Here is a 12,121-nt window from a genome sequence, read left to right as displayed (position 1 = left end):
TTTTTGTACTGGATACATTTACTCTGGTATTTCATTATAATTTCATTTCTCGGCTGGCTTTTCAGCAGTCTTTATCACTTTTTCAGCGAGAAAAAGTTTTACGATAATGGATTTTTAACACTCCCGTTCTGTCCTGCATACGGAGCGGGAGCGGTGATTTGCTATGTTGTTTTTAAGCCGTTAACGGATAATTTTTTGATTATCTTTATCGGCTCAGCTTTGCTGTTGTCATTTTTCACGGTTATCGCAGGCTTTATCGGTAAAAAAATTCTCGGCTGTAAGCCTTGGGATTACTCCAATTTGAAATTCAATATCGGCAGTTACCTGACATTTCCATTTGTTGTTATTATGGGACTCGGCGGCGTGTTCTGCGTAAAAATTCTCATTCCCATGCTCAGATTGGGAATTGTCAAAATCCCCGATATAGTCAGCCTGGTTGTGTCTTTGTCAATTGCTCTGCTTATGCTTATTGACTATGTTTTATCTTTTGTCACCATTCACAGGCTCAAAAAGCGCCTTAAAATCGCAAAATACGACGCTGAGTTTTTGGACGACAAGGAAAGCGCCGAACAGCTTAAGGAGCTTGAACACAACTATAATAAAATTTTCACCAACACCATTCTCCGCAAAAGAATGGTGCACGCATTTCCTGAACTTAAGCATACTGCGTATATTAAAAAAATCACGGATAAGCTTGACGAAATCAAAGAGGATAACAAAAAAGAATTCGACCAGTTCTATGAGAATAAAAAGGACAAGCCGTTTGCATCCGGCTTTTGCTTTGAAAAGCTGTTTATTTTGTTCTTAGTCGGTTCTTTTGTGGGAACCTGTATCGAAACAATCTTCGCGCTTATTGTCGAAGGTCACTTTGAATTAAGAGTAGGCGTGGTATACGGCCCGTTTATTCCTGTATACGGCGGCGGAGCTGTGCTTTTAACCACTGTGCTTTACAGACTTTACAAGCTCAGCGATACCCTTATTTTCATTATCAGCGCGGCACTCGGAGCATTTTTTGAATACATATGCTCCTGGGGACAAGAGACATTCTTGGGAACCGTGTCATGGGATTACAGCGATATGCCGCTTAATATCGGCGGAAGAACCTGCCTTTTGTATTCGCTTTTCTGGGGATTTTTAGGCTTGGTATGGATACGCTACATCTATCCTTTTGCGTCGAAGCTTATCGAGAAAATCCCCAAAAAACAGGGCTCGGTTATAGTTGTGGTTGTATTCATCTTTATGCTGTACAACGCTTTTGTTTCGGTATCGTCGATTTACCGTTGGAATCAGCGTGCGGTCGGCAATCCGCCTGCAAATTCTTTTGAAAGATACATCGACCATCATTTTGACGATAAAAAGATGAAAACGCTGTTTCCGCATATGCGCGACGGCGATACCTTGGAAGAACTGCAAAAGAATAAACCTGAAAACGCAAAAACAAAATGAATACTTAGGGCAGAGCAATCTGCCCTTTTTTGATTATAATTCTTTTACGCTATTGAAATTTGACATTATTTTTTATATAATAAATAAGTTAAAATATACGTAATAATTCAGATTAATTTTAAGGAGTAATGATATGAAAAAGGTAGCAATCATAATGGGTTCGGACAGCGATTTTCCCGTTGTTCAAAAGGCGGTAAAAAAGCTTAAGGAGTTTGATGTTCCGTATGAGGTTCACGTAATGAGCGCTCACAGAACACCCGACAAGGCGATTGAATTCTCCGCAAACGCAAAGAAAAACGGCTTCGGCGTAATTATCGCGGCGGCAGGAATGGCGGCGCACCTTGCAGGCGTTTTAGCGGCAAAGACCACACTGCCTGTAATCGGAATTCCCTGCAAATCCGCTCAGCTCGACGGTATGGACGCGCTTTTGGCAACTGTTATGATGCCCACAGGTATTCCCGTAGCGACAGTTGCGGTTGACGGCGCGGCAAACGCTGCAATCCTCGCGGTAGAAATGCTCGCTCTTTCAGACGATACTCTCGCTCAGAAGTTAGAGGATATGAAGCTTGAAATGGAAAAAGGCGTTGCTGAAAAAGATTTGGCAATGCAGACTAAGGTGGCTGAGCTATAATGACAAAATACGTTAACATAGACGAGCGCCTTGACAAGGCGAACGATGAGTGCGGAGTTTTCGGTATATATAATAACGACGACCTCGACACCATCGCTATTACTCACGACGCGCTTTACGGACTGCAGCACCGCGGTCAGGTAAGCGCAGGTATCACCGTAAATAAAGACGGCAATTTTTCTACAATCAAAGAGCTCGGAATGGTTTCCGAGGTATTCACCGACAAGGTTTTGCAAAAGCTTCAAAGCGGCAAAATCACCGTCGGTCACGTTCGTTACACTCTGAGCCAAAGCCTTGACCGCGCGGCTAATCAACCGCTTGTGTTAAGGTACAAGGAAGGCTCAATCGCGATTTCGAACAACGGTTCAATCACGAACTTTCCCGAGATAAGAAAGGATTTGGAACGCGGAGGCGCTATTTTCCAGTCCAACTCTAACGCCGAGCTGATGGCGTACGTAATCGCCACCGAGCGCTGTTCTACGGATGACCTCGAGCAGGCAGTGCTCAACGCCATGAAAAAGCTCGAAGGCGCGTATTCAACTGTAATCTGCGCTCCCACAAGGCTTATCGCGTTCAGGGATAAATTTGGTTTCAGACCGCTTTGTATGGGCAAGCTCAAAAACAGCTATGTCTTTTCATCCGAAAGCTGCGTTTTCGACAGCATCGGCGCTGAATTCGTAAGGGACTTTAAGCCCGGCGAAATGCTCGTGGTTGACGAGGACGGACTTCACAGCTATATGATGGAGACTGAGCCTGTCAAAACCTCGCTTTGCCTGTTCGAATATGTTTATCTCGCAAGACCTGACAGCGTAATCGACGGCGTAAGCGTTCACAGTGCGCGGTTAAAGGCAGGCGAGCTGCTCTTTAAGGAATACCCGATTGAAGCCGATATAGTCTGCGGCGTTCCCGATTCGGGAATAATAGCAGCCGAGGGTTACGCAAAGGCTTCAAATATTCCGTACGGTATGGGCTTTATGAAAAACAAGTTCATCGGTCGTAAGGTCGGCACGGGTATGGATAAAAAGAAACGTCTTATGCAGACCAAGCTCACGGCGTTAAAGTCAAGCGTAGCGGGCAAGAGGATAATTGTTATCGACGACTCGATTATCAGGGGAGAGACCTCGCAGCACATTGTCAATCTTCTAAGAGACGCAGGCGCAAAAGAGGTTCATATGCTTGTAAGCTCTCCGCCGTTTGTATTTCCGTGCTACTTCGGCATCGACATAAACGACAAAGAAAACCTTATCGCGAACAGAATGACCAAGGAGCAGATTTGCGCTGAAATCGGCGCGGATTCGCTCGGATATCTAAGCGTTGAGAGCGTTCGCGAAATCGCAAAGGATGCAGACATAGATTTGTGCGACGGCTGCTTTACCAAGAATTTCAGCGCTAAAGTGCCGACCACATTCTTTGTAGATAAATACGCAAACAAAATCAGTAAAAAGTAACGGAGGAATTTTATGGAAAGCTTTTCAGAGAGTTACAAGGCGGCAGGCGTTGACATTACCGCAGGCTACAAATCGGTTGAGCTTATGAAAAAGCACGTTGCACGCACAAATATCCCCGGCGTTGTATCGGGAATCGGCGGCTTCGGAGGTCTTTTCGCACCCGACTTTAAGGGAATGGAAGAGCCTGTGCTTATCAGCGGAACCGACGGAGTCGGCACAAAAATCAAGCTCGCGTTTTTGCTTGACAAGCACAACACAATCGGTATTGACTCCGTTGCTATGTGCGTTAACGATGTAATCTGCTGCGGAGCAAAGCCGCTGTTTTTCCTTGATTATATCGCAATCGGAAAGAACATTCCCGAAAAGGTAGCCTCAATCGTCGAGGGTATCGCTGAGGGCTGCGTTCAGTCGGGCTGTGCGCTTATCGGCGGAGAAACCGCCGAGCATCCCGGTCTTATGCCCGAGGATGAGTACGACGTTGCAGGCTTCTGCGTAGGTATCGCGGATAAACCCAAGATGATTGACGGCTCAAAGCTTACACCCGGCGACATATTAATCGGTCTGCGTTCCTCGGGCGTCCACTCAAACGGCTTCTCGCTCGTCAGAAAAATCTTCGGAATTGACGAGAACACAATAAATAATACATATCCCGAGCTTGACAAGCCTTTGGGAGAAACACTTTTAACTCCTACCAAAATCTACGTTAAGCCGATTTTAGCGCTTATGGAGCAGGTAGATGTTAAGGCTGTTTCCCACATCACAGGCGGCGGATTTTACGAGAATATTCCGCGTATGCTCACCGATGGACTTGCGGCGAAGATTAAAAAGGACGATATTCCCGTTCTTCCTATCTTTAAGCTAATGCAGAGAGTCGGCAACATCAGCGAGCACGATATGTACAACACCTTTAATATGGGCGTTGGTATGGTAGTCACCGTATCTAAGAGTGATGCCGACAAGGCGCTTGAGGTTCTCAAAGCAAACGGCGAGGACGCCGTAATTCTCGGCGAAGTAATCGAGGGCGAAAAAGGAGTTGTTTTCGCGTAATGAAAAACATTGTTGTGCTTGTTTCCGGAGGCGGAACAAACCTGCAGGCGCTTATTGACGCGCAGGGAAGGGGAGAGCTTAAAAACGGCAAAATCACCTGCGTTATCTCCTCAAACCCAAACGCCTACGCGCTTGAAAGGGCAAAAAACAACGGCATTGACACCGAGGTTATCAGGAGTAAGGATTTTGCGGAGTTTAACGATTACGATACCGCGCTCACTGAGCTTTTGCAGAGCAAAAATGCCGACGTAGTCGTGCTCGCAGGCTTTATGACAATCCTCGGCAAAAAGGTAATAGGCGCGTTTGAAAACAGAATAATCAACATTCATCCCGCATTAATTCCATCCTTCTGCGGAGAAGGCTATTACGGACTTAAAGTCCACGAGGAAGCGCTCAAAAAGGGCGTTAAGGTAACAGGCGCTACCGCGCACTTTGTTAATGAAGTATGCGACGGCGGCCCGATTATCATTCAAAAGGCAGTCGAGGTAAAAACAGGAGATACGCCTGAAATCCTTCAAAAAAGAGTTATGGAGCAGGCGGAGTGGAAAATTCTCCCCAAGGCTGTATCCCTCTTTTGCGAGGATAAAATAAAGGTTATTGGTAATAAAACCGAGATTTCGGAATAATTTTACGGAGGAATAATAATGAAAGCTGTATCTTTAGAAAAGGAAATTGGTTCTACCAGCTATCCCGGCAGAGGAATTGTTCTCGGCAGAACAGCAGACGGTGCAAAGGCGGTTATCGCTTACTTCATTATGGGCAGAAGCGAGAACAGCCGAAACAGAATTTTTGCTCAGACAGAGGACGGCATCAAGACCGAGGCGTTCGACCCCTCAAAGCTTGTCGATCCCTCGCTGATTATCTATTCACCCGTCAGAGTTCTTGACGACAAAACAATCGTAACCAACGGAGACCAGACAGACACAATTTACAATCTTATGAGCCAGCAGCTCACCTTTGAGCAAGCGCTCCGTACTCGCGGTTTTGAACCCGACGAGCCCAACTACACCCCCCGTATTTCGGGTATCGTAAAGTGCGCGGAGGGTAAGATGAACTACGCTCTGTCAATTCTTAAGAGCGCCGACGGCAACCCCGATTGCTGCGAGCGTTACACATACGCATACGACGCTCCGCTTGCTGGACTGGGCAGATTTATTCACACCTATATGGGCGACGGCAATCCGCTCCCGAGCTTCGAAGGCGAGCCTACTCTTGTAGAGATAGAAAACGATACAATTGACGTTTTTGCCGATAAAATCTGGAACGCTCTCGACAGCGACAACAAGGTTTCTCTTTTTGTAAGATACATCGACATCGCGACAGGCGAGTACGAGTCAAAGATTATCAATAAAAATAAGTAAGGGGATATAAAAATGAACGAATTAATGCTTAAATACGGCTGTAACCCTAACCAAAAGCCGTCAAAAATCTTTATGCAGGACGGCAAGGAGCTTCCTGTTGAGGTTCTCAACGGCAAGCCCGGTTACATCAATTTTCTTGACGCTTTCAACTCTTGGCAGCTCGTAAAAGAGCTTAAGGCTGCAACAGGACTTCCCGCGGCGGCTTCATTCAAGCACGTAAGCCCTGCCGGTGCGGCTGTTGCCACAGAGCTTTCCGACACACTTAAAAAGATTTATTTTGTAGATGATTTGGAGCTTTCTCCCATAGCTTCTGCTTACGCTATGGCGAGAGGCGCAGACAGAATGTCATCCTACGGCGACTGGGTAGCGCTTTCCGATACCTGCGATGTTCAGACTGCAAAGCTCCTTGCGCGTGAGGTTTCCGACGGTATCATCGCACCCGGCTATACCGACGAAGCCCTCGAGGTTCTTAAGACCAAGAGAAAGGGCAACTACAACGTAATTAAAATCGACACAGATTATGTTCCTGCTCCGCTTGAGCACAAGGACGTATACGGCGTAACCTTTGAGCAGGGCAGAAACGAGCTCAAAATCGACGAAGCTATGCTTATGCAGAACATCGTTACCGAGAACAAGGAACTCACAGAGGATGCAAAGCGCGACCTTCTCATCGCCCTTATCACACTTAAATATACACAGTCAAACTCTGTCTGCTACGCAAAGGGCGGTCAGGCAATCGGCGTAGGTGCAGGTCAGCAGTCGAGAATTCACTGTACAAGACTTGCCGGCAATAAGGCTGACATCTGGTATCTCAGACAGCATCCGAAGGTAATGAACCTTCCGTTTGTAGATAACATCCGCCGTCCCGACAGAGATAACACAATCGACGTTTATATTTCCGACGATTACGAGGACGTACTCGCAGACGGAGTTTGGGAACAGTTCTTCAAAACTAAGCCCGAGCCCCTTACAAGAGAAGAAAAGAAGGAGTGGCTTGCAACTCAGAGCGGAGTTTCCCTCGGTTCAGACGCATTTTTCCCGTTCGGAGACAATATTGAGAGAGCGAAGCGATCAGGCGTTGAGTTTGTTGCTCAGCCCGGCGGCTCAATCCGTGACGACAATGTAATCGACACCTGCAACAAGTACAATATGACAATGTCGTTTACCGGCATTAGACTTTTCCATCACTGATATATCGAGGTAGATTATGAAGATTTTAATGATTGGTTCAGGCGGCAGAGAGCACGCGCTTATCAAAAAGCTGCTTGAAAGTCCCAAGTGCACAAAGCTTTACTGCGCTCCCGGCAACGGCGGAATTTCACGCGACGCCGAGCTTGTAAACATCGGTGTAATAGATAAAGAAAATATGGTTAAGTTTGCCAAGGACAACGCAATTGACCTTGTGTTTGTCGCTCCCGACGATCCGCTTGCGGACGGTATGGTTGACGCTTTTGAAGCCGCAGGCATCAGAGCCTTCGGCCCGAACGCAAACGCCGCTATTATAGAAGCTTCAAAGGTATTTTCAAAGAACCTGATGAAGAAATACGGTATTCCCACAGCCAAGTACGAGGTTTTCGACAATCCTGAAAAGGCGATTGAATATGTTAAGGCAGAAAACACCGTGCCTGTTGTTGTAAAGGCAGACGGCCTCGCGCTCGGAAAGGGCGTAATTATCGCTCAGACAATCGACGACGCTGTTAAGGCTATTAAGTCGATTATGGAGGACAAGCAGTTCGGCGACTCAGGTAATAACATTGTAATCGAGGAATTCCTGACAGGCCTTGAGGTTTCTGTTCTTGCGTTCACCGACGGCAAATGCGTTAAGCCGATGGTAAGCTCCAAGGATCACAAGCGCGCTTATGATAACGACGAAGGTCTTAACACCGGCGGTATGGGTACGGTCAGCCCGAACCCTTACTACACTGACGAGATTGCCGACGAATGTATGCGCACAATTTTCAAGCCGACAATCGAGGCTATGAACAAAGAGGGAAGACCTTTCAAGGGTTGTCTGTACTTTGGACTTATGATTACCCCGAACGGTCCGAAGGTTATCGAATACAACGCCCGTTTCGGAGATCCCGAAGCTCAGGTTGTACTTCCCAGACTTAAAACTGATTTGGTTGATATCTGCGAAGCCGTAATTGACGAAAAGCTTTCCGACCTCGATATTGAATGGTATGACGGCGCGGCTGCCTGCGTAGTAATGGCAAGCGGCGGTTACCCTGTATCATACAAAAAGGGAATAGAGATGTTCGGTATGGACGATAACGGTCAGGTTGACGGAGCTATCGTTTACCACGCCGGTACAAAGTATGAAAACGGTAAGTTCTACACCAACGGCGGACGCGTACTCGGCGTAACCGCTACTGCCGATACTCTTGACGAAGCTCTTGACAAGGCGTACAGCGCTGTATCAAAAATCAGCTTTGAGGGTATGCACTTCCGCAAGGACATCGGAAAAACCAAATAAATGTAACGCTTTCTATAAGCATAAAGATACGCCGTGCTCAGTTTTTGAGTACGGCGTTCTTTAATTATTTTTAACCTGCATTTTTTATTTGCAGTCTTAATCTGTCTGAAATCATAGCGATGAATTCGCTGTTTGTCGGCTTACCTCTGTCGTTGTGAATTGTATAGCCGAAGTATGAGTTAAGCACGTCAACGTCGCCTCTGTCCCAGGCAACCTCAATCGCGTGGCGGATAGCACGCTCAACGCGCGAGGACGTAGTCTGATACTTCTTAGCTACAGACGGATAAAGCTGTTTAGTCACGGCGTTTATAATTTCGGGCTTTTCAACTGACATCATAATGGAATCTCTCAGGTAGTGATATCCCTTTATATGAGCAGGCACGCCGATTTCGTGGAGTATCTGAGTAACTCTCAGTTCAATTCCGAATGCGTCTATTCTCAGCGGTGCAACGGAATTATCGTCTTTATTCTTCATTAAAACCGAGATGTTCTCGCAAAGCTGTTCAACATCATACGGCTTTAACATAAAGTAATCCGCACCGCTGTTCATAATCTCACGTTCGAGCACAGCGCTGTGGAATGACGAGAATACAATAAATAAAGGCTGTTTGAGCTTTTCTTTTTTAATGCTCCTCATAACTCCGATTGCGTCAAGCCTTGTCATAAACGCATCCATAAAAACAACGTCGGGTTCTTCGCTCCTGATACGTGAGCAGAGTTCCTCTCCGTCCTTTACACAAAATGCGGTGCAAATATTAAAATCTTGAAATATTTGCAGGCTTTCCTGTGAAAATTCAACGGCTTCCTCGGTAATAATAAGCTTAAAACTATTGTTCATCTTGGCAAACTCCTATCAAAATTTTTGTTACGAGTTGATTTTACCACAAAATGGTAACAATGGCAATAGTTTCCAATTAATTTTTTTGAAAAAAGTTGAAATTTTTTAACATTTCAATTTTCGACATACAACAAATCACAATATATTGTATCATCACTCATAATTCGACGCCATAAATTGTGCAGCTATTCCGTAGCCCTCAGCGGTGTTGTTGATAAAAACGTGGGTAATTGCTCCTACTAACTTGCCGTTTTGAACAATCGGACTGCCGCTCATACCCTGAACAATACCTCCGCAGTTATCCAAAAGCGATTTATCTGTAATCTTAATTAGTCTCTGCTCATTAACCGCACGAAACGGATATGAGGTTATTTTTCAGCTTCAGCAGCATTGATATTACGTCGTACAGGAATCCCAAAAATCGGCGCAAAGAACCTCTTGCTAATTTTTCGAGGTTCAATACCAGTAGGGAAAGCGCAATGGAACAACGGGTCGTTGTATCGAGCTTCGTTCTGATGAGTCCCAAGCCGCAGCATCTCTTTGCGAGGCTGAAGCCTCGCTCGACTTCGATACGATCCGTGTTATCACTGTATGCAGTTTTGCGTTCCTCCGGCGTCGGTTCTTTTTTTGGACGCCCCAAAGCCGGACCGGATATACGGATACCCTTGCTCTTGCAGAAAGCTCTGTTGTTCCGATTGCGGTATATCTGATCGACCAGCACCCTTTCGGGATAGCGTCCGGTTCGCTTGCGGTATCTCTCTATTGCCGAGATGAGCACATCCGCTTCATTGTAAGCGTCAAAGGATAATCTCTCTAACCGTGCGAATCCGTTTTCATCAATGCTCATATCCAGCTTTGCACCGAATTCTACCGGAGCTTTTGCTTTGCCGCGCACGATGGGTCGGATATACGGCTGAGAAATACTGACGATGCGGTCTTTGACGCTGTGAACATTGTTGTCATACATGTACTTTTGCTGTTCATACAGCTCTTTGATGACCGTTAACCGCTTGGCTTGCTTTTCGGTAAGAACTACTCCGTTGGCTAATACAAACATATCGATATAGCCGAGGTCTCGACGAATATACTGAAGCTGCTGCTTGATCGCCTTGCGGATCTTTTTCTTGGTACGCTTTTTGCATTTCGCCAAATTCAGATAATCTTTTCTCGCGTTTTTGCGATACATCCTTGGCTTGTAAAAATTGTAGGTATAGCAGATATCGTCTATGATGGATTCAAGATTTTCTCTTGCCTCGTTCAGCAGATTGATGTCCTGCGGGTAAGAGATGTTCTGAGGAGCACAGGTAGCGTCAAGAATCAATGTGCCTTTGTTGTCTGCTTCGGATTTCTCATTCTCTTTGCTTTCAGCATCCTCGCCGCCATCGGAGTGACTGTTGTTATCCGAATCATCGTCTTCATTGTTTTCAGGCAGATTGAATTGGATCATCATTTCGTTGATGTCTTCAAGGATGTCATCTGTCAGACGTTTGCGAAACTCTACCAAAAGTGACGGCGCAAAAGGCGCTTCATAAGAATATCCCGGAAGTCCGATAAAGTATTGGTAGTAGGCATTCTCCTTGATTTGCTCGACAAGCTCACGGTCGGAATAATCATATTTCTTCTGGATCATCAGCGACCCGAGAGCTGTTTGTAAAGGTTTTGCCGGCATACCGGTCTCGCTCGGAAACAGCGCGGCATATTTTATCTCGATGTCGTACCACGGTATACTCGCAGCCTTCTTTACCCAGCGGTTCTCAGGATCCATCTGCATCCCTGCGGGCTGATTGAAATCTGTAAAACTCATTTGTTGATTTCTATGGAACTTATACATACTGTCCTCTAACTTAAGTGCAAGCTTTTTTATTGCTCTTGATTATTTTCTTGCACTTATTATAGCACATTTCGATGAAAAATGCACTGTTTATCGAGAATTTTACTGATTGCTTGTTTTGAAGGCAGTGACTAATTACAAAGTTTTCATTACTGCTTTCGTCAGCGTTGCACAGTTTTGTAATTTCAGCGGTATAGCAGGCGGCATTTTCACCGTCGATAGTGGTGTATATCTCGGCTTCACCTTTTTCTATTTCGGAATAGTCGGCAATCTCAATTTCTTTTGAGCTATCAAGCATACCGCTGTTAGGTTCTCCGTAAATGCCGAGCGGAGTGTTCTCTGTAAGAGTACCGATAGTTTCATCTCCGAAATATCCGTTAAGGCTTCCTGCCTTTCCGTCAACGCTCTTAGTAACCGAGCTTATATTCGCTTTGACAATCTCCGCCGAGCCGAGGGGGAGAAGTGCGCTTGTGTCGTTATCGCATATTCCATGCCCTAAGGCGGCAAAGTAGTTTTTATCCTTATCATAAAAGCTGATTGTGCCTATTCCTGCACAGCTGTCCCTTATCCAAGCGCCTAAAAGATAAACGCCCATATTGTTTTTCTGCGGAGTAATGACAATTTCTTTTCTGTCGCCGTCCCTTTCTATTATAAAGGAAATCGGCTTTCCTTCGCAATTTACCGCGGCGTTTTGCAAATCCTCATTCGTCCTGACAGGAATACGATTTACCTCTTTTATAATATCGTTAACCTTAAGCCCTGCTTTTTTGGCAGGACATACGTTTTGCGTTCCGTCAAAGAATTCTTCAAGTTCAACGACAATCAGTCCGTCGTTATAAAACCTAACGCCGAACGGCTGACCGCCTAAATATACGCTCTTACCCTCGGCAGATACCTTTCCTGCAGAGACAGACGCGGTAATCAAAAATAATGCACATACGGCAACTGTAATTATATTAACAAATTTTTTCAAAAAATCACCTTCTTTCCGTTGCCTTTATTAGTTTTTGCATTTATAATATAGATAAAGGGTTAATAAAAATATT

11 protein-coding genes and 1 pseudogene are annotated in these 12,121 nt (G+C 45.5%); 8 read left to right on the top strand and 4 right to left on the bottom strand.

Annotated features, from left to right (window positions below; translation table 11 throughout):
• The first annotated feature begins 3 nt into the window (after positions 1-3).
• From AB1I50_RS01100 to purD, 8 genes are all read left to right on the top strand, one after another.
• On the top strand, positions 4-1,446 hold the full coding sequence (locus AB1I50_RS01100; protein ID WP_407724377.1) for a putative ABC transporter permease: 1,443 nt from the start codon (positions 4-6) through the stop codon (positions 1,444-1,446).
• A 133-nt stretch (positions 1,447-1,579) separates the two neighbouring features.
• Positions 1,580-2,077, top strand: coding sequence for a 5-(carboxyamino)imidazole ribonucleotide mutase (purE, locus tag AB1I50_RS01095; protein ID WP_407724376.1), 498 nt, complete (start codon positions 1,580-1,582; stop codon positions 2,075-2,077).
• The gene (gene purF, locus AB1I50_RS01090) at positions 2,077-3,525 is read left to right on the top strand and encodes an amidophosphoribosyltransferase (protein WP_407724375.1); all 1,449 of its coding nucleotides are present in this window, start codon (positions 2,077-2,079) and stop codon (positions 3,523-3,525) included. The genes purE and purF overlap by 1 nt, the downstream gene beginning before the upstream one ends.
• Before the next feature lie 12 nt (positions 3,526-3,537).
• Complete coding sequence (gene purM / locus AB1I50_RS01085) at positions 3,538-4,572, top strand: phosphoribosylformylglycinamidine cyclo-ligase (protein WP_407724374.1); 1,035 nt, start codon at positions 3,538-3,540, stop codon at positions 4,570-4,572.
• Positions 4,572-5,198: a phosphoribosylglycinamide formyltransferase gene (gene purN, locus AB1I50_RS01080; RefSeq protein WP_407724373.1), complete on the top strand. Its 627-nt coding sequence runs from the start codon at positions 4,572-4,574 to the stop codon at positions 5,196-5,198. The genes purM and purN overlap by 1 nt, the downstream gene beginning before the upstream one ends.
• Positions 5,199-5,216: 18 nt before the next feature.
• The gene (locus AB1I50_RS01075) at positions 5,217-5,933 is read left to right on the top strand and encodes an IMP cyclohydrolase (RefSeq protein WP_407724372.1); all 717 of its coding nucleotides are present in this window, start codon (positions 5,217-5,219) and stop codon (positions 5,931-5,933) included.
• 12 nt (positions 5,934-5,945) lie between these two features.
• Entirely contained in the window at positions 5,946-7,124 is a 1,179-nt protein-coding gene (locus tag AB1I50_RS01070; protein ID WP_407724371.1) for a phosphoribosylaminoimidazolecarboxamide formyltransferase, read from the top strand.
• Positions 7,125-7,140: 16 nt separating this feature from the next.
• Positions 7,141-8,406 (top strand): phosphoribosylamine--glycine ligase, encoded by a 1,266-nt coding sequence (gene purD, locus AB1I50_RS01065; RefSeq protein ID WP_407724370.1) that lies wholly within the window; start codon positions 7,141-7,143, stop codon positions 8,404-8,406.
• Between the two features lie 70 nt (positions 8,407-8,476).
• Here purD and spo0A read toward each other — a convergent pair whose 3' ends face one another.
• From spo0A to AB1I50_RS01045, 4 genes and pseudogenes are all read right to left on the bottom strand, one after another.
• Entirely contained in the window at positions 8,477-9,244 is a 768-nt protein-coding gene (spo0A, locus tag AB1I50_RS01060; protein ID WP_407724369.1) for a sporulation transcription factor Spo0A, read from the bottom strand.
• Positions 9,245-9,397: 153 nt separating this feature from the next.
• Positions 9,398-9,574: pseudogene (locus AB1I50_RS01055) on the bottom strand (SpoIVB peptidase S55 domain-containing protein); the annotation flags it as partial.
• 13 nt (positions 9,575-9,587) lie between these two features.
• Entirely contained in the window at positions 9,588-11,075 is a 1,488-nt protein-coding gene (locus tag AB1I50_RS01050) for an IS5 family transposase (RefSeq protein ID WP_407723075.1), read from the bottom strand.
• A gap of 13 nt (positions 11,076-11,088) precedes the next feature.
• A complete protein-coding gene (locus tag AB1I50_RS01045; protein WP_407724368.1) occupies positions 11,089-12,048 on the bottom strand; it encodes a SpoIVB peptidase S55 domain-containing protein in 960 nt (319 codons plus the stop codon).
• Positions 12,049-12,121: the final 73 nt, after the last annotated feature.

It is taken from the genome of Ruminococcus sp. NATIVEDY161 (genome assembly GCF_045819895.1).
In the GTDB taxonomy this organism is placed as follows: Bacteria; Bacillota; Clostridia; order Oscillospirales; family Acutalibacteraceae; genus Ruminococcoides.
The sequence above is the reverse complement of the archived record's forward strand: the minus strand, read 5'-3'. Positions and strand labels throughout refer to the sequence as shown.